Origin of the sequence: Flavobacterium sp. (genome assembly GCF_041392085.1) — a bacterium.
Taxonomy (GTDB): Bacteria; Bacteroidota; Bacteroidia; order Flavobacteriales; family Flavobacteriaceae; genus Flavobacterium.
Genome location: NZ_JAWKMW010000010.1, coordinates 25774 through 43838, shown reverse-complemented (window position 1 = coordinate 43838; position 18065 = coordinate 25774). Strand labels below are relative to the sequence as shown.

Genomic DNA, 18065 nt, shown 5'->3' with positions numbered 1-18065 from the left:
CCTAAAGGCGAACGGGCTTTTCGCTATATCTTTTTTACCCCGATTACATCGGATAAAAAAAAAGATGCCGCCAAAATCCCTCACGTAAAACCTACTCAATTAGAATATGAAAACAAAAATCCTCCTACTCGGTTCCGGAGAACTCGGAAAAGAATTTGTCATCGCCGCACAACGCATCGGTCAGACCGTAATTGCAGTGGATAGTTATGAAAATGCTCCCGCCATGCAAGTCGCTCACGGTTTTGAAGTCATCAATATGTTAGATGGTGCAGCACTCGACCGAATTGTAGCCAAACACCAACCCGATTTCATTGTTCCTGAAATTGAAGCCATAAGAACCGAACGTTTTTATGATTATGAAAAGCAAGGTATAACGGTTGTACCCTCTGCGAAAGCAGCCAATTTCACCATGAACCGAAAAGCCATTCGCGATTTGGCAGCAAAAGAATTAGGATTACGAACAGCCAATTATCGCTATGCCAAATCAGCAGAAGAATTGGAAAAAGCAGTTTCAGAAGTTGGAATTCCATGTGTGGTGAAACCTTTAATGAGTTCTTCCGGAAAAGGACAATCAACCATCAAATCAAATGAAGATATTACCAAAGCTTGGAATTATGCTGTGGAAGGTTCTCGTGGCGATGTAGTGGAAGTTATTGTCGAAGCATTCGTTACTTTTCATTCAGAAATCACTTTGTTAACCGTCACTCAAAACAACAATTTACCCACTTTATTCTGTGCTCCCATTGGTCACCGACAAGAACGAGGAGATTATCAAGAAAGTTGGCAACCGGCAAAAGTTTCTGAAAAAGATATTTTAGAAGCTCAAGAAATGGCTCGCAAAGTAACCGAAGCCTTAGGTGGAGCCGGATTATTTGGAGTAGAATTTTTCCTAACTAATGAAGGCGTTTATTTCTCTGAATTATCACCAAGACCGCATGATACCGGAATGGTAACCTTAGCCGGAACACAAAATTTCAACGAATTTGAATTGCATTTACGAGCTGTATTGAGTTTGCCAATAGCCGAAATTACCTCAGAAAAAGCCGGAGCCAGTGCCGTTATCATAGCATCTGAAAACTCAAACCATCCCACCTATTCAGGAATGGAACAAATTGCAGCTTTACCTAAAACCGATTTCAGAATTTTTGGCAAACCCACTTCACGACCGTACAGAAGAATGGGCGTTGCCTTGGTAAATGATTCGTTAGACACACCCATCGAAGAAATTATCGAACGAGCAAAAGCAGCAGCAAAATTGGTAAAAGTAAATGCATAATGACCTTGATTTTAGACAACATAGCCAAAATTGTTTCCCTTTCTGAAGCGGAAAAAGAATTGTTTTTGTCTAAAATTGAAACCAAACAGTACAAAGCCAAAACCATTTTGCATAATGCCGGAGAAATCTGCAAACATTCCTATTTTGTTAATTCCGGATTAGTGCGAAGTTTCAACATCAATGATAATATCGTAGAACATGTTTTGCATTTTGCCTGCGAAGGCTGGTGGATTGGCGATATGTATAGTTTGCTCTCTCAAAAACCAGGCAATCTCTTTATTGAAGTAATGGAAGATGCCGAAGTTGTTTTGTTATCCAAAGAAAATCAAGAACAACTGTATTTTGATATTCCAAAATTAGAACGCTTCTTTAGAATTTTAACTGAAAAATCCTTGGTGGCTCATCAAGAACGATTGATGGATAATTTAAGTTTATCAGCCGAAGAACGATTTGATAAATTTTGCAAACGCTATCCTACACTCATTCAACGGGTACCTCAAAAACAGATTGCTTCCTATATCGGTGTAACACCGGAATTTTTTAGTAAAATGAAAAGCCGAATGCTTAAGAAGTAGGCAGTCGCAGTTTACAGTCGCAGTCTCAGAGAACTTACAACCGACAACGGACAACAGACACCCAACAACTTTCTTAACCTACATTAAGTGCTCAACCTTTCTTTGGGTTGTAAATTTGTATCATCAATAACACAAAATCTTTTTTAGTTATGAAAAATGTAGTTTTACACAAAGCCAACGAAAGAGGTCATGCCGACCACGGTTGGTTGAATGCTTACCACAGTTTTAGTTTTGCCAATTGGTACAATCCCGATAAAGTTCAATTTGGAGTATTGCGAGTTTTGAATGATGACACCGTTGCTCCCGGAATGGGATTTGGGATGCATCCACATGATAATATGGAAATCATCACCATTCCTTTGGAAGGCGATTTGGCTCACAAAGACAGTATGGGCAACGCCGAAACCATTAAATTTGGCGATGTGCAAGTAATGAGTGCCGGAACCGGAATTCGCCACAGTGAGTTCAATCCAAATGCGGATCGAAGAACAAAATTGATGCAAATTTGGTTATTTCCAAACAAAAGAAACGTAACGCCACGTTACCAACAAATCACTTTGGATGTAAGCGACCGCCACAATAAATTACAACAAATTTTGTCTCCCAACGCAGATGACGAAGGCGTATGGATTCATCAAGATGCTTGGTTTTCTATGGGAAAACTCGACCAAGGTTTTACAACCGAATACAACGTTAAACGCAAAGAAAACGGAGTATATGCTTTTGTAATTTCCGGAAAAGTAACCATTAATGGGTATGCTTTAAACACCAAAGACGCATTAGGTGTTTGGGATACAGAAAAACTTGATATCAAAGTAGATGAAAATGCCGAATTACTTTTAATGGATATTCCGATGGAATAATTTTGTAACTTTACCTGTCAAGTTGAATAACCTTCTTGACAGGTTTAAAACCTAATCCACATGAACGAAACAATTCAACTCCATCAAAACGAAAAAAACGGCTACTTTTCAGTAGAAGTTGAGGGTAAAACCGAAGCTAAAATGACTTTTGTTTTTGCTGGTACCGATAAAATTATCATTGATCATACGGAGGTAAATCCGGGAAACAATGGTAAAGGTTTTGGGAAAAAGATGGTTACCGCGGCCGTTGAAATGGCTCGAGAAAAAAACCTAAAAATCATTCCTTTGTGTCCGTTTGCCAAAAGTGTTTTTGATAAAACGGAAGCTTTTAGAGACGTATTATAACCAAAAAAACCTAACCAGTATGGAACCCACCACTAAAGAATACACCAACGGAGAAGTAACCATAGTTTGGCAAGCTCACAAATGCATTCACTCTGCGAATTGCGTAAAAAATAATCCGGCTATATTTCAACCTAAAGAAAAACCATGGATTAAAACCGATGGCTCAACTACGGATAAAATTATTGAAACCATACACAAATGTCCTTCCGGAGCTTTAACTTATTTTCTCAATGATGAAAAATCCTCCTAAATGGAAATTCGCGTTTATCGTTTGGATTGCCATTTACCCGAGTATCACTTTGCTAAATTATATAATTGGTGAAGGACTAAATCATTTTCCAATTCCGATTCGCACTTTAATCGTTACCGGAATATTGGTCCCTTTGATGGTGTTTATATTGTTGCCGCTATTGCGAAAAATTTTCGGTAATTGGATGTCAAAATAACTTAAATGACAAAGGAATACAAAAAATCGCCTACTAAAGAAATTATCGAGTCCATATAAATAGTATTTTTGCGAAGACAACTTTATAAAATATACTTATGAAAGCATACGTTTTCCCGGGACAAGGAGCACAATTTATCGGAATGGGTAAAGATTTATATGATAATTCAGCTTTAGCCAAAGAATTGTTTGAAAAAGCCAATGAAATTCTTGGTTTTCGAATTACTGACATTATGTTTGAAGGTACTGCTGAAGAATTAAAGGAAACCAAAGTGACCCAACCGGCAGTGTTTTTGCACTCCGTCATTTTAGCTAAAACCCTACCCGATTTTAAACCGGATATGGTGGCAGGACATTCTTTGGGTGAATTTTCGGCACTTGTAGCTAATGGAGCCTTATCTTTTGAAGACGGATTGCAATTGGTTTCAAAACGAGCCTTGGCCATGCAAAAAGCCTGTGAAATCACCCCTTCTACTATGGCAGCAGTTTTGAATTTAGACGACAAAATAGTGGAAGACATTTGTGCATCAATTGAAGGCGTAGTGGTTGCGGCAAATTACAATTGCCCAGGACAATTAGTAATTTCCGGCGAATACAAAGCAGTTGAATTAGCTTGTGAAAGAATGAAAGAAGCAGGAGCCAAACGAGCATTGATTTTACCTGTTGGCGGAGCTTTCCACTCACCCATGATGGAACCTGCCCGAGAAGAATTAGCGACTGCCATTGAAACAACAACTTTTTCTACACCTATTTGTCCGGTATATCAAAATGTTACAGCAAATGCCGTTTCCAATCCTGAAGAGATTAAAAAGAACTTAATCATTCAATTGACAGCTCCGGTTAAATGGACACAATCTGTAAACCAAATGATTGCCGACGGTGCGACCAGTTTTACAGAAGTGGGCCCCGGAAAAGTATTGGTTGGATTAGTAAATAAAATTAATAAAGAAGTAGAGACGATTTCGGCTTAATATGAAAAACACAAAATGAAATTAAAAAAGGGTCAGGTTATAAAAAAACACTTGACCCTTTTTATTAAAATTATTTGCTAACTTCTAATTTTTTGTTCCCATTTCCAAGCACTTGCTAATGCTTCTTCCAAAGTGGATAGTGCTTTCCAACCTAAAACATTATTTGCTTTATCCGTATTAGCATAGGCGGAGGTGATATCACCCTCTCTCCTGGCAACAATTTTATACGGTAACTTTTTATTGGAAACCTTTTCAAATGTTTTAATGACTTCTAAAACGGAACTCCCGGTCCCGGTCCCAAGGTTAAATGTTTCTACTTTATCTACGTTTTTATTTTCTACTAATCGCTGTAAAGCAACCACATGTGCTTTTGCTAAATCTACTACATGAATATAATCACGAATTGCCGTTCCGTCAGGTGTTGGATAGTCATCTCCAAAAACAGATAATTCTTTACGAATACCAATTCCTGTCTGTGTGATAAAAGGCACTAAATTTTGTGGAACTCCTATTGGTAATTCACCAATTTCAGCAGAAGGATGAGCTCCAATAGGGTTAAAATAACGTAATAAAATGGATTTTATATTGGATACTTTAGCTACATCAGTAATAATCTCTTCTCCAATTTGCTTGGTGTTTCCATAAGGAGACATGGCCGGTTGTACAGAAGCATCTTCCGTAATTGGCATTTTTTCGGCTTGACCGTAAACTGTACAAGAAGAACTGAAAATAAAATTAGTTGACTCTTTTTTCTGTAATTCTTGTAAAATATACACTAAAGCATTAATGTTATTTTCATAATACAATAACGGATTTTCTACACTTTCACCCACAGCTTTTGAAGCCGCAAAATGGATAACCCCATTGATGTCAGCATGTTTTTGAAACAATTGGTTTACGTCTGCTTTTTCTCTCAAATCCATTTGTTCAAAAGCAGGTTTATACCCAATAATTGCTGCAATTCTGTCTAAAACTTCAATAGAAGAATTAGATAAATTATCTACAATCAATGGCTCAAATCCGGCATTATGCAATTCAACTACAGTGTGTGAGCCAATGAATCCAAGGCCTCCGGTTACAAGTACTTTCATTTTTTTGGTAATGGGTTAATAACATTAATTAAAAAATTCTAAAACTGAATCGGTTATAAATTTGATTTGTTCGTCATCTAATTCGGTATGCATGGGTAGCGAAATCACTTCTTTTACCAATTGATTCGTTACCGGAAAATCTTCTTCCTTATATCGAACATCCGCATACGCTTTTTGTGCATGTAACGGAATCGGGTAATAAATCGCACAAGGAATTCCTTTGCTTTGCAAATGATCCATCAAGGCATTTCTATCCGCATCGATTATTCGCAATGTATATTGATGAAAAACATGGCAATCACAAATAGCACAAATGGTTGGAGCAATGATATTTTTATGCCCTTCAAATGCTTTAGAATAACTTCTTGCGGCATTTTGACGTGCGGCATTATAACTGTCTAACAACGGTAATTTAGCATTCAAAACTGCTGCTTGAATACTATCCAAACGAGAATTAACCCCAACCACATCATGGTGATAACGTACATACATGCCGTGATTAACTATCCCACGAATGGTGTGAGCTAACGCATCATCATTCGTAAAAATGGCACCACCATCTCCGTAACAACCTAAATTTTTAGAAGGAAAGAAAGAAGTTGCTCCCACATGACCAATCGTTCCGGCTTTCTTTTTTGTTCCATCCGAAAAGCGACAATTGGCTCCAATAGCTTGAGCATTATCTTCGATGACATATAAATTGTGTTCTTTCGCAATTTGCATAATGACTTCCATATTGGCTGCTCTTCCGAACAAATGAACAGGTACAATCGCTTTCGTTTTTGGCGTAATGGCTTTTTTGATTGCTTCAATTGAAATATTCATGTTTACCATATCCACATCTACTAAAACGGGAGTCAACTGCAATAAAGCAATCACTTCAACAGTGGCGGCAAAAGTAAAATCAGCAGTAATCACTTCATCACCTGGTTGTAAACCAAGTCCCATCATGGCTATTTGTAAAGCATCGGTTCCATTCGCACATGGAATTACATGCTTTACTCCTAAATATTCTTCTAAATTTTTTTGAAATTCGTGAACTTTCGGACCATTAATGTAGGTTGTAGTATCTAAAACTTCTTGAATGGAAGCATCAACCGTAGATTTAATTTTATCATATTGACTTTTTAAGTCAACCATTTGGAGTTTACGCATTGTATTTTTATTAAATTTTAAAAGAGTAAGGTCGAAAACCTTAATCATAACACAAAAGTAATTATTTAAGGAGTTATAACAATGAAAATTCTGTAAAGTGATGTATTTTAGCGACACAATTTATATTCTATGTATTTTTTATATAATGTATTGGTTCATTTAGTAGGGTTTTTATTGAAAATCATTGCCAATTTTAACCCAAAAATGAAGCTATTTGTGGATGGAAGAAAGAATGTTTTTGAACAAATCAAACTGAAAATTTCTTCAACAGACAAAACAATTTGGTTTCATGCCGCTTCTTTAGGCGAGTTTGAACAAGGAATTCCCGTGATGGAAAAAATCAAAATTAAATTTCCTAATCATAAAATCATTGTCACCTTTTTTTCTCCATCGGGTTTTGAAGTCAGAAAAAATAATTCAATAGCAGATATGACTATTTATCTTCCATTAGATACACTACAAAACGCTAAACAATTTTTAGATTTAGTTCATCCTGAAATGGTGTTTTTTATTAAATATGAATATTGGCCAAATTACCTCAACGAGCTCAAAAAGAGGCAAATAAAAATCTATTTAATTTCGGGAATTCTCAGAGAAAATCAGGTCTTTTTTAAATGGTATGGCGGATTTTACCGAAAATGTTTAACTGCTTTTGACTTCTTTTTTGTGCAAAATGAATCCTCCAAAAAACTATTGCAATCGCTTGGCTATCAAAATGTAAAAATATCAGGAGACACGCGTTTTGATCGGGTGGTTTCGATTTTGGAAAGGGATAATTCATTAGATTTTATCGAAACATTCAAAAACAATACAACCACTATTGTTATTGGAAGTTCATGGCCAAAAGACGAAGAATTATTGGTAAATTTCATCAATAATTCAACTGAAAAACTGAAATTCATCATTGCTCCACACAACATCAAACCGGAACAAATTTTGGAATTGCAAAAATCGATTACAAAAAAAACGATTCTATTTTCGGATTATAATGATTCTGAACAATCAGGTCACGACCTATCTCTACAAGCATATGAAGTTTTCATCATCAACACGATTGGATTTTTAACAAAAATTTATTCATACGCCGATATCGCCTACGTGGGTGGTGGCTTCGGAAATCCCGGTGTGCATAACATTTTGGAACCGGCTACCTTTGGCATTCCTATCGTAATCGGTCCTAATTATGCTCATTTTGCTGAAGCAACCGCACTAGTAAACATGGAAGGCTGCATTTCTTTTTCCGACCAAAACGAATTGAATAAAGCATTTTCTACTTTACTTACCAATGAAGATATTCGATATGAAAAAGGTCATATTTGTAGCACTTTTGTGCAAATGAACAAGGGTGCCACGGATATAATTATGCACCATCTTCTTAATGAAACCCTAAAATAATGCTATAAAAATTCAAAAATTGTATCTTGCCACTTTAAACAATACTATAATATGAAACTGCTTAGAATTTTACTTTTATTTATTTCAATTTCAACTTATGCCCAACAAGGCGGTATGTGGATTCCTTCACTTTTGGAAGGAATGAACGAAAAGGAAATGAAATCACTCGGCATGAAAATGTCGGCCAAAGACATTTATGATGTAAACAAATCGAGTATGAAAGATGCGGTACCGCATTTCAACAACGGTTGTACATCAGAAGTCATTTCACCAAAAGGATTACTATTAACGAATCATCATTGTGGTTACGGACAAATTCAATCACATTCAACGGTTGAAAACGATTATTTAGAAAAAGGTTTTTGGGCAATGAGTTTAGAAGAAGAACTTCCAAACGAAGGTTTAGTTGTTACGTTCATTGTAAAAATTGAAGACATTACGGCAAAAGTGTTAGAAAACACGCAAACCATTACCACCGAAGCAGAAAAGCAAAAAAAAATTCAAGATAACATTTCTGCTTTAACCAATTCGCTACCGAAAGAAAGTTGGCAAGAAAACCGAATCAGAGCATTTTATGACGGCAATCAATACATCTGGTTTGTGGTGGAAACATTCAAAGATATTCGTTTAGTAGGGGCTCCGCCTTCTTCTATCGGAAAATTTGGTTCGGATACAGATAACTGGGTCTGGCCACGTCATACGGGAGATTTTTCTTTGTTTAGAATTTATGCAGACAAAAATAATCGACCGGCGACCTATTCAAAAGATAATGTCCCGTATACACCAAAACACTTTTTTCCGGTTTCTATTCATGGGGTAAAAGAGAATGATTTTACAATGGTTTTTGGTTATCCGGGTAGAACACAAGAATATTTGCCTGCCGTTGCTGTTGAACAAATTGTAAATGAACTCAATCCGGCCAAAATTGAAGTACGTGATGCCGCTTTGAAAGTACAAGACGGATTCATGCGAAAAGACAAAGCTATTAAAATTCAATATGCTGCCAAATATGCTTCGGTAGCCAATTATTGGAAAAAATGGATTGGTGAAACCAAAGGATTGAAAAAATCAAATGCTGTTCAAATCAAAAAAGAATTTGAAAAAGATTTCATGAACAAAGTTGCTAAAGCCGGGAAACAGGCTGAATATGGTAATTTACTTTCAGAATTTGAAAAAAACTATACTGAAATCGCTCCATATGCTTTGAGCCGTGATTATTTTATGGAAGTGGTGATGAGAAATACAGAAATTTTAAGTTTTGGTTATCGTTTAGTTCAACTGGAAAATATTTACAATTCTAGAGGAGAACAAGCATTTATGGATCGAAAGGAGAACTACATACTTGGTTTCGAAGAATTGTATAAAGACTTCAATCCGTTGGTAGATGAAAAGGTTATGGAGCAATTAATTAGATTATACGTTGCTAAATCTCCTAAACAATTTTTACCCGAAGAATTATTGAATCTAGATTTAACAGCGAAAACAGCAGAAATTTTCAAGACATCTAAATTATCAAACTACATCGGGTTAAAAGAATTGTTAACCGGTGATGCCAAATCTGTTCTTGAAAAATTAAACAACGATAGCGGATTTGCATTTGCAAAATTGCTCACCGAAGCGTACACAAAGAATGTTTTACCTAAATATGAAGAAATAAATCTGAAAAATACGGCTTTGCAACGTACCTACATGAAAGGAATATTGGAATTAAGTCCAAAAGAAGCCAGAATATTCCCAGATGCTAATTCTACATTGCGTGTAACCTACGGAAAAGTAAAAGGCTATGCACCAAGCGATGCGGTTTACTACAGCCCGGTTACCTATTTAGATGGTGTAATCGAAAAATACATTCCGGGCGATTACGAATTTGATGTTTCCCCGAAATTAATTGAATTATATAACAACAAAGATTATGGTCCTTATGCGGAAAACGGGAAACTTCCTGTCAATTTCATTGGTACAAATCATACCACAGGCGGAAATTCCGGAAGTCCGGCAATTGATGCACATGGAAATTTAATAGGCTTAAACTTTGACCGTGTTTGGGAAGGAACAATGAGCGATATTTATTATGACCCTGCCATTTGCCGTAATATCATGGTTGATATTCGGTATGTTTTATTTGTAATAGATAAGTATGCAGGTGCCAAACATTTAATAAATGAAATGAAAGTAGTGGGGAAAAAATAAAAACCTTAGTTAAAATGGCTTTTTTTAGGTAAAAATTCTATTATAATTTTAGCTCAAACGTTTGAAAAACAATATGTTTATTTTTTTTTAAAAAAAAATAGTAAAATATTTTGTTAAACCAAAAAATTTATATCTTTGCTCCGAATTAATAATTAACCTTTTATAATTTAGTAAGATGAAAAAAGTAATTTTAAGTTTAGTATTTGTTGCTGCTTTAACTGTAGTATCTTGTAAAGAGAAAGAAGCTGAAGCTACTATGGAAGAAACTACAGAAGCTGTAGAAGAAACTGCTACTGAAGTAGTTGAAGAGGCTGCTGCTGTTGTTGATACTGCTGCTGCTGCTGTTGAAGAAGCTGTTGAGGCTCCTGCTGCTCAGTAATTAGTAACAAACTAATAGAAAAAATAATCCCGACGTTGTTCGGGATTTTTTTTGCTTTAAAGTGAATATAGAATGATTGTTTTTAAAAAAACCTAAAACATTTATTGCAACAACATTCGTCAACTGTTCGTCGCCTTTAAAAACAACTACAGAAGAATTCAACAAAATAAACAACCTAAACTGCTTGAATACAAAAAAATAAAAAAAGCTCCACTTGTAAAAACAAATGAAGCTTTTTGTACTCAAGGCGGGACTTGAACCCGCACGAACATTACTGTTCACTGGATTTTAAGTCCAGCGTGTCTACCAATTCCACCACTCGAGCATTATAATATGGTAGAGCGAAAAACGGGATTCGAACCCGCGACCCCGACCTTGGCAAGGTCGTGCTCTACCAACTGAGCTATTTTCGCGTACATTTTTTTAAAAAGAACAACATTACTTATTGAGCAATGCGGATGCAAATGTACTATAAATATTTACTTTTACAAGCGTTTTTTGCAAAAAAATTAATTTGAAAAACTAATAATTTGAAAGTTAATTCAATAGCTTTTATTTTCTGGTCAACATTCGTTTAATTTCATTCAACTTCATCAAAGCTTCGACCGGTGTTAATGTATTAATATCTAAATTTATAATTTCTTCTTTAATTTCTTCCAATAACGGATCATCTAAATTGAAAAAACTAAGTTGTAATTCATCTTTCGGAGATTTTATGCCGGATAACTCTTCACTTGAATGATTTTTTTCTAATTTCTTTAAAATCTTTTGTGCTTTTTGAATGACGGTTTGGGGCATACCCGCCATTTTGGCTACATGAATACCAAAACTATGTTCAGTTCCGCCTTTCACTAATTTTCGAATAAACAAAACGGTATCTTTCAATTCTTTCACCGAAACATTGAAATTCTGCACGCGGTCAAAGGTAATTTCCATTTCGTTTAACTCATGATAATGCGTAGCAAACAATGTTTTGGGTCGGTTTGGATTTTCGTGCAAGTATTCTGCAATGGCCCACGCAATAGAAATTCCGTCATACGTGCTGGTTCCTCGCCCGATTTCATCTAATAAAACCAAACTTCGCTCGGAAATATTATTCAAAATCGATGCGGTTTCATTCATCTCCACCATAAATGTCGATTCACCCATTGAAATGTTATCACTCGCTCCTACTCTAGTGAAAATTTTATCTACTATTCCCATTCGCACCGCTTCTGCCGGAACAAAACTCCCCATTTGAGCCAAGAGTACAATCAATGCCGTTTGTCTCAATATCGCCGATTTACCCGACATATTAGGTCCGGTTATCATAATAATCTGCTGCGAATCTCTATCTAAAAAAACATCATTAGCAATATACGGAACACCAATGGGTAGTTGTTTTTCAATTACCGGATGACGTCCATTAGTTATTTCTAAATCATATGAATCATCCAAAACTGGTCGAATGTAATTATTTTCAATTGCTAATTGCGTAAACGAATTCAAACAATCCAATTGAGCAATTAAAGCCGCATTCAACTGAACCGGCTTGATATACGTGCCAATCCAGATGACTAACTGTTCAAACAATTGCGATTCTAATTGCTGAATTTTATCTTCTGCTCCTAGAATTTTTGTTTCGTATTCTTTCAATTCTTCAGTAATATAACGCTCGGCATTTACCAATGTTTGTTTACGAATCCATTCCGATGGAACTTTGTCTTTGTGGGTATTTCGAACTTCTATATAATAGCCAAAAACATTATTAAACGAAATTTTCAACGAGGTTATTCCGGTTCGTTCCGATTCTCTTGCTTCAATTCCTTCTAAATATTCTTTTCCTGAAGATGAAATAGCTCGCAATTCGTCTAATTCGGAATGAATTCCTTTGGCGATTGCATTTCCTTTGCTAATGGAAACGGGAGCATCGTGATTCAACGTCGTTTTGATTTTTTCACGTAATAAATCACACGCATGCAAACTATCCCCAATCGCTTTCAACGATTCATTTGCACTGGTCAAAGCCAAAGTTTTGATTGGAATAATGGCATCCAAAGAATGACAAAGGTTCATCACTTCACGAGGCGAAACTTTTCCGGTAGCAACTTTAGAAATCAATCGTTCCAAATCGGAAATCTGTTTAATTTGGTATTGAATTTTCTGTAAAACTTCCGAATTATCCTTTAAAAATGTGACCACTTCATGACGAGATTGAATCTTCGCAACATCCTTCAAAGGCAACGCCAACCAACGTTTCAACAAGCGTGAACCCATTGACGAAAGCGTTTTATCAATCACATCCAACAACGTGACCGCATTGGGATTAGTGCTGTGATACAATTCTAAATTACGAATCGTAAAACGATCCATCCATACATACGCATCTTCTGCAATACGTTGAATGGAAGTAATATGCTGAATTTTGTTGTGTTGCGTTTCAGACAAATAATACAAAACCGCACCCGAAGCTACTATACCTTCTTGCAATTCTTCAATTCCAAAACCTTTAAGTGAATTGGTTTGAAAATGTTTTGTCAATACTTCGTTACCGTAATCTTCTGTATAAACCCAATCTTCGATAAAAAAAGTATGATAATCTTCACCAAAAATTTCTCTAAATCTTTGCTTATGATTTTTGGTTACTAAAATTTCACTTGGACTAAAATTTTGTAACAATTTGTCAATGTATTCTTCATTCCCTTGAGAAGTTAGAAACTCACCGGTAGAAACATCTAAAAACGAAACACCAATTTGCTTTTTACCAAAATATAGCGAAGCTAAAAAATTATTCGCCTTGGCATGCAACACCTCATCATTCATAGAAACCCCGGGAGTAACTAATTCTGTTACACCTCGCTTTACAATGGTTTTAGTCATTTTTGGATCTTCTAATTGATCACAAATCGCTACACGTAATCCAGCCTTGACTAATTTTGGCAAATAGGTATTTAATGAATGATGTGGGAAACCCGCCAAAGCAGTTTCGGTTTCAGAGCCAGCACCTCTTTTTGTCAAAACTATTCCTAAAATTTGAGAAGCCCGAACTGCGTCTTCACCAAATGTTTCGTAAAAATCTCCAACCCTAAAAAGCAAACATGCATCAGGATATTTTGCTTTAATTTGGTTGTATTGTTTCATCAAAGGAGTTTCCTTTGGTTCTTTTACGGCTTTGACTTTTGCTGACAAGGTGCTTTTATTATGGTTAGGATTCAAAAATACAGAAATAAAATTTCAATGCAATGGTAAAAATCAATGACAATGACAAAAATTTATCTAGTGAAATTTGCGGATAGAGACCTCACCCCCAACCCCTCTCCAAAGGAGAGGGGAGCGTGAAATGAAAACATTTAGTAGGTTAACATAAATCCAAATGCATTACTTATTTTTGCAATATGAGAAAATTAGCGAATTCTGAATTGGAACGTAAAAATATTGATGAGTTTAAACAAGCTCAAAAAACACCAATAATCATTGTTCTAGATGATATTAGAAGTTTGCATAACATTGGTTCAGTTTTCAGAACATCAGATGCTTTTTTGATTGAAAAAATCTATTTATGCGGCATCACAGCGACTCCACCCAACAAGGAAATTCATAAAACAGCTTTAGGAGCAACGGATACTGTAGCTTGGGAATATCAAAAAGATATATTATCGGTTATTGAGCAATTGAAAAAAAATAACATTTCAGTTTTTGCCATAGAGCAAGTTGAAAATTCGGTGATGTTAAATGATTTTGAAGTTGAAAAAGGAAAAAAATACGCTTTAATTTTCGGTAATGAAGTCAAGGGTGTTTCGCAACAAGCCATTGAAAAATGTGATGGTGTGATTGAAATTCCGCAATTGGGAACCAAACATTCATTGAATATTTCGGTGAGTACCGGAATTGTAGTTTGGGATTTATTCACTAAACTAATAGTTTTAGGAGAAAATTAGCAATCAGTGAACAAGTCTTTTGCTTTCTAATTCTTACTTTTACAAAATGAACGGATTTTCATTGTTTCGCAATTCCTTACTCATTCTATTTTTTTGCTCCGGTATTTTTTCATCTTTGGCTGATAAAAATTTATCTCTAAAACATGAAGAAAAAAAACCAGTTCTTTTAAATGATGCTCCTATTTTGATTGCGACAGGTAATCAAATTTATTGTCCGGGTTCGCAAATGAATATTGTCACTAATATGACGATTACAGATCCAGATGACACAGGAATTGATGCAATATATATTCAAATTTCATCCGGATATGTGAATGGTCAGGACATATTAATTTTAACCGGAACACATCCAACCATCACTACAAGTTGGGATGCCCTCACTGGAAAACTAACCTTAACAGGTTCTGCCGGACAACCCACATATGCAAATTTGATTGCAGCTATTGAAGATGTAGTTTATTCAAATTCTTCTGCAAATCCAACAGGGGTTAGAACTTTTTCCATTACGGTAGGCCAGGCAAACTATCTTCCTTCAAATGGTCATTATTACGAGTTTGTACCTTCCATTGGCATCACTTGGAACAACGCAAGAACAGCCGCCGCAAATCGAACGTATTATGGCTTACAAGGCTATTTAGCCACAATTACAGCTCCTGATGAAGCTCAACTTTCCGGCGAACAAGCAGCCGGTGCAGGTTGGATTGGCGGAAGCGATGAAGCAAATGAAGGTGTTTGGCGTTGGATGACGGGACCTGAAAATGGTACTATTTTTTGGAATGGTGGAATAAACGGTTCAACACCAAATTATGCCAATTGGAATAATGGCGAACCAAATAATTTAGGTAATGAAAATTATGCTCACGTAACCGCTCCAGGTGTTGGAATTACAGGTTCGTGGAATGATTTATCCAATACAGGTGAAGCAAGTGGCAATTATCAACCCAAAGGATATATTGTGGAATATGGCGGGATGCCTGGTGATCCTATTTTGCAGATTTCTACGAGTACGACCATTACAATTCCGAATATTACTTCTTCAGTAGGTCAGTCAAGGTGTGGAGACGGTTCGGTAACACTAACCGCCAGTGCTTCTGCCGGAAACATAAAATGGTATGCCACACAAACCGGAGGAACACCTTTGGCTTCGGGAAATAGCTTTACAACACCAAGTTTAACTCAGACAACAATTTACTATGTTGATGCATTTGAAATTGGTTGTACAAGCGGAACAAGAACAGCTGTCACGGCAACAATAAATCAAATTCCGATAGTTACCGTTGTTGAACCAATTCCGGTTTGTGGAGAAAATTCAACTGTTTTAAGTGCTTCAACTACTGCAGGAACAATCAATTGGTATGCTGTTGAAACTGGTGGAACTAGCTTGGGAACCGGAACCTCATTCACAACCCAAATTCTTTCAGAAGACACTACTTTTTATGTGGAAGGAATAAATAATGGTTGCTCAACAGGAAATAGAATTCCAATTAATGTTTTGGTATATGACTTACCGGATGTGGAAGACGAAACGGTTACACTTTGCGAAGGTACAGTTATCACTTTAGATGCAGGTGTTTCAAATGCCACTTATCTTTGGTCAACCGGAGAAACTTCGCAAACGATTCAAGTGAATAACAATGCAAACTACTCCGTTGTTGTAACCTCTTTAGATGAAGGAAATTGTTCTAAAACAAAGAACTTCACAATAGTTCAATATGATATACCGGTAATTGAAACTATTGTTGTAAATGATACTTCTGTTGAAATTATTTCTTCAGGAAATGGCGAATATGAGTATTCTATTGATGGTTTTACTTACCAAGATTCAAATTTATTTACCGTTGGCGAAGGCGGATTATACACGGCTTATGTGCGAGAGAAAATCAACAATTGTGGTTATTCCGACGAGGAAACCTTTGTTGTACTTTTGGTTCCTCCCTTTTTCACTCCTAACGGCGACGGTCAAAACGATGTTTTTTATTTGAAAGGAATGGAGTTCTATCCGAACTCTTCGATCTCCATTTTTAATCGTTACGGCAAATTAATTAAACAAATTACACCATCAAATCTTTTTTGGGATGGAACTTTTGAAGGTGAAAATTTACCGGCAGATGATTATTGGTATGTTTTGAAAATTGACAATGCTACAGCGGAACGAAAAGGTCATTTTTCTTTAAAAAGATAATTTATCCGGTTATTTTTTTCTCTATTTCTTCTAAAATAAAAATATAATCTTCCTGATTGTTTACAAAATCTTTATCTGAAACATCAATAATCAATACGTTTAAATTGGTTTGTGTCTTGATGAAATCCAAATAACCTTGATTGATTTTTTCTAAATATTCTGCCGGAATTTGCATTTCATAACTTCTGCCTCTCTTTTTGATGTTTTCTAAAAGTTGCTCTGTGTTTTGATATAAATAAACATACAAATCGGGCTTTGGCATTTCTTTGTGGATGATGTCAAACATCGTATTATAAAGCCTGAATTCATCTTCAGCCAAGGTTACTTTGGCAAAAATTAAGGATTTAAATATATGATAATCGGCCACTATAAAATCTTTAAATAAATCAAATTGTGCTAAATCATCAGAAAGTTGTTGGTATCGGTCTGCCAAAAATGACATTTCCAGAGGAAAAGCATACCTACTTTGGTCTTCATAAAATTTTGGTAAAAACGGATTATCGGCAAAGCGTTCCAACACTAATTTGGCATTAAAATCCTCTGAAATTTTGGTTGATAAAGTCGTTTTTCCTGCTCCAATATTTCCTTCAATCGCAATATAATTAAATTGTTGAAGTTTTATTTTGTCTAATGGTGCTTCTAACCTTTGAACTTCTTTGCAATTGCTTTTATCTTCCGCCAAAGCGACTAATTCCGGTAAATATTTTTGTAAAATGGGGTGTCGCCAATCCAAATTCAAATCACGCATGGGCAACAACACAAACTTTCTGTTTTGCATGTGCGGGTGCGGAACTTTTAATTTTTCGGTGTCGATGATTTCCTCGTTATACGTAATAACATCTATATCAATTACTCTGGATTGATAACCTTCTCCGCCATTTCGTACTCTTCCTAATTTGGTTTCCAGTTGTAACACTTCATCTAAAATTTGTTCGGCATTTTTAGAAGTTTGCAAAACTAATGCACAATTACAGAAGGGTTCACTATCAAAACCCCACGAAGGTGTCTCGTATAATGAAGAAACTTTGATAACAGTGGCAATGGTTTGATGAATGAATTTTATAGCCAACTGAATGTTTTCCAGACGGTTACCTAAATTACTGCCTAACGATAAAATGACTTGGCTTTGATTATTCATAGAAAAGCAAAATAACTAAAACTATTTTAGAAATAAAGTATCTTTACCAATCCTGTTAATAAGTTTCTTTTACTATACATATCTCTGTAAATATTGTGTAACAGAATACATTATTATACTACTAATTAAGAAGTAATTTAATT

16 protein-coding genes and 2 tRNA genes are annotated in these 18065 nt (G+C 35.7%); 12 read left to right on the top strand and 6 right to left on the bottom strand.

The window, feature by feature from the left end:
* The first annotated feature begins 106 nt into the window (after positions 1-106).
* The 7 genes from purT to fabD all read left to right on the top strand — a co-directional run bounded on the left by purT (position 107) and on the right by fabD (position 4475).
* The gene (gene purT / locus R2782_RS09725) at positions 107-1276 is read left to right on the top strand and encodes a formate-dependent phosphoribosylglycinamide formyltransferase (protein ID WP_371268039.1); all 1170 of its coding nucleotides are present in this window, start codon (positions 107-109) and stop codon (positions 1274-1276) included.
* Positions 1276-1851 carry a Crp/Fnr family transcriptional regulator gene (locus R2782_RS09720; RefSeq protein WP_371268038.1) on the top strand — a complete coding sequence of 192 codons (576 nt, stop codon included), beginning with the start codon at positions 1276-1278 and terminating at the stop codon, positions 1849-1851. Before purT ends, R2782_RS09720 begins: the two co-directional genes overlap by 1 nt.
* A gap of 149 nt (positions 1852-2000) precedes the next feature.
* Positions 2001-2714 carry a pirin family protein gene (locus tag R2782_RS09715; protein ID WP_371268037.1) on the top strand — a complete coding sequence of 238 codons (714 nt, stop codon included), beginning with the start codon at positions 2001-2003 and terminating at the stop codon, positions 2712-2714.
* 60 nt (positions 2715-2774) lie between these two features.
* Entirely contained in the window at positions 2775-3059 is a 285-nt protein-coding gene (locus tag R2782_RS09710) for a GNAT family N-acetyltransferase (RefSeq protein WP_371268036.1), read from the top strand.
* A gap of 19 nt (positions 3060-3078) precedes the next feature.
* On the top strand, positions 3079-3309 hold the full coding sequence (locus tag R2782_RS09705) for a (4Fe-4S)-binding protein (protein WP_371268035.1): 231 nt from the start codon (positions 3079-3081) through the stop codon (positions 3307-3309).
* The gene (locus R2782_RS09700; RefSeq protein ID WP_371268034.1) at positions 3293-3505 is read left to right on the top strand and encodes a hypothetical protein; all 213 of its coding nucleotides are present in this window, start codon (positions 3293-3295) and stop codon (positions 3503-3505) included. Before R2782_RS09705 ends, R2782_RS09700 begins: the two co-directional genes overlap by 17 nt.
* Before the next feature lie 97 nt (positions 3506-3602).
* Positions 3603-4475 (top strand): ACP S-malonyltransferase, encoded by an 873-nt coding sequence (gene fabD / locus R2782_RS09695; RefSeq protein WP_371268033.1) that lies wholly within the window; start codon positions 3603-3605, stop codon positions 4473-4475.
* A 77-nt stretch (positions 4476-4552) separates the two neighbouring features.
* Here fabD and galE read toward each other — a convergent pair whose 3' ends face one another.
* Positions 4553-5566 (bottom strand): UDP-glucose 4-epimerase GalE, encoded by a 1014-nt coding sequence (galE, locus tag R2782_RS09690; RefSeq protein WP_371268032.1) that lies wholly within the window; start codon positions 5564-5566, stop codon positions 4553-4555.
* Between the two features lie 24 nt (positions 5567-5590).
* Positions 5591-6721, bottom strand: coding sequence for a DegT/DnrJ/EryC1/StrS family aminotransferase (locus R2782_RS09685; protein WP_371268031.1), 1131 nt, complete (start codon positions 6719-6721; stop codon positions 5591-5593).
* Positions 6722-6850: 129 nt separating this feature from the next.
* Between R2782_RS09685 and R2782_RS09680 the strand changes: the two genes are divergently transcribed.
* The 3 genes from R2782_RS09680 to R2782_RS09670 all read left to right on the top strand — a co-directional run bounded on the left by R2782_RS09680 (position 6851) and on the right by R2782_RS09670 (position 10685).
* Positions 6851-8116: a 3-deoxy-D-manno-octulosonic acid transferase gene (locus R2782_RS09680; RefSeq protein ID WP_371268030.1), complete on the top strand. Its 1266-nt coding sequence runs from the start codon at positions 6851-6853 to the stop codon at positions 8114-8116.
* 51 nt (positions 8117-8167) lie between these two features.
* Complete coding sequence (locus tag R2782_RS09675; protein WP_371268029.1) at positions 8168-10306, top strand: S46 family peptidase; 2139 nt, start codon at positions 8168-8170, stop codon at positions 10304-10306.
* A gap of 175 nt (positions 10307-10481) precedes the next feature.
* Complete coding sequence (locus R2782_RS09670) at positions 10482-10685, top strand: hypothetical protein (protein ID WP_371268028.1); 204 nt, start codon at positions 10482-10484, stop codon at positions 10683-10685.
* 239 nt (positions 10686-10924) lie between these two features.
* Here R2782_RS09670 and R2782_RS09665 read toward each other — a convergent pair.
* From R2782_RS09665 to mutS, 3 genes are all read right to left on the bottom strand, one after another.
* A tRNA-Leu gene (locus R2782_RS09665) sits at positions 10925-11010 on the bottom strand.
* 15 nt (positions 11011-11025) lie between these two features.
* Positions 11026-11098 (bottom strand) — tRNA-Gly (locus R2782_RS09660).
* A 139-nt stretch (positions 11099-11237) separates the two neighbouring features.
* The gene (gene mutS, locus R2782_RS09655; protein ID WP_371268169.1) at positions 11238-13805 is read right to left on the bottom strand and encodes a DNA mismatch repair protein MutS; all 2568 of its coding nucleotides are present in this window, start codon (positions 13803-13805) and stop codon (positions 11238-11240) included.
* Between the two features lie 254 nt (positions 13806-14059).
* Between mutS and R2782_RS09650 the strand changes: the two genes are divergently transcribed.
* Both R2782_RS09650 and R2782_RS09645 read left to right on the top strand, forming a co-directional pair.
* The gene (locus R2782_RS09650; protein ID WP_371268027.1) at positions 14060-14602 is read left to right on the top strand and encodes an RNA methyltransferase; all 543 of its coding nucleotides are present in this window, start codon (positions 14060-14062) and stop codon (positions 14600-14602) included.
* 46 nt (positions 14603-14648) lie between these two features.
* Positions 14649-16784 carry a T9SS type B sorting domain-containing protein gene (locus tag R2782_RS09645; RefSeq protein WP_371268025.1) on the top strand — a complete coding sequence of 712 codons (2136 nt, stop codon included), beginning with the start codon at positions 14649-14651 and terminating at the stop codon, positions 16782-16784.
* A 1-nt stretch (position 16785) separates the two neighbouring features.
* Here R2782_RS09645 and folK read toward each other — a convergent pair whose 3' ends face one another.
* A complete protein-coding gene (folK, locus tag R2782_RS09640) occupies positions 16786-17922 on the bottom strand; it encodes a 2-amino-4-hydroxy-6-hydroxymethyldihydropteridine diphosphokinase (protein WP_371268024.1) in 1137 nt (378 codons plus the stop codon).
* Positions 17923-18065 lie beyond the last annotated feature (143 nt).

Excerpts from the sequence above, each read along its gene's own strand:
- R2782_RS09685 (WP_371268031.1), bottom strand. The coding sequence starts at position 6,721 with ATGCGTAAACTCCAAATGGTTGACTTAAAAAGTCAATATGATAAAATT.
- R2782_RS09675 (WP_371268029.1), top strand. The coding sequence starts at position 8,168 with ATGAAACTGCTTAGAATTTTACTTTTATTTATTTCAATTTCAACTTAT.
- folK (WP_371268024.1), bottom strand. The coding sequence starts at position 17,922 with ATGAATAATCAAAGCCAAGTCATTTTATCGTTAGGCAGTAATTTAGGT.
- R2782_RS09720 (WP_371268038.1), top strand. The coding sequence starts at position 1,276 with ATGACCTTGATTTTAGACAACATAGCCAAAATTGTTTCCCTTTCTGAA.
- galE (WP_371268032.1), bottom strand. The coding sequence starts at position 5,566 with ATGAAAGTACTTGTAACCGGAGGCCTTGGATTCATTGGCTCACACACT.
- R2782_RS09710 (WP_371268036.1), top strand. The coding sequence starts at position 2,775 with ATGAACGAAACAATTCAACTCCATCAAAACGAAAAAAACGGCTACTTT.
- purT (WP_371268039.1), top strand. The coding sequence starts at position 107 with ATGAAAACAAAAATCCTCCTACTCGGTTCCGGAGAACTCGGAAAAGAA.
- fabD (WP_371268033.1), top strand. The coding sequence starts at position 3,603 with ATGAAAGCATACGTTTTCCCGGGACAAGGAGCACAATTTATCGGAATG.
- R2782_RS09645 (WP_371268025.1), top strand. The coding sequence starts at position 14,649 with ATGAACGGATTTTCATTGTTTCGCAATTCCTTACTCATTCTATTTTTT.
- R2782_RS09715 (WP_371268037.1), top strand. The coding sequence starts at position 2,001 with ATGAAAAATGTAGTTTTACACAAAGCCAACGAAAGAGGTCATGCCGAC.
- R2782_RS09700 (WP_371268034.1), top strand. The coding sequence starts at position 3,293 with ATGAAAAATCCTCCTAAATGGAAATTCGCGTTTATCGTTTGGATTGCC.
- R2782_RS09705 (WP_371268035.1), top strand. The coding sequence starts at position 3,079 with ATGGAACCCACCACTAAAGAATACACCAACGGAGAAGTAACCATAGTT.
- mutS (WP_371268169.1), bottom strand. The coding sequence starts at position 13,805 with ATGAAACAATACAACCAAATTAAAGCAAAATATCCTGATGCATGTTTG.
- R2782_RS09670 (WP_371268028.1), top strand. The coding sequence starts at position 10,482 with ATGAAAAAAGTAATTTTAAGTTTAGTATTTGTTGCTGCTTTAACTGTA.
- R2782_RS09680 (WP_371268030.1), top strand. The coding sequence starts at position 6,851 with ATGTATTTTTTATATAATGTATTGGTTCATTTAGTAGGGTTTTTATTG.
- R2782_RS09650 (WP_371268027.1), top strand. The coding sequence starts at position 14,060 with ATGAGAAAATTAGCGAATTCTGAATTGGAACGTAAAAATATTGATGAG.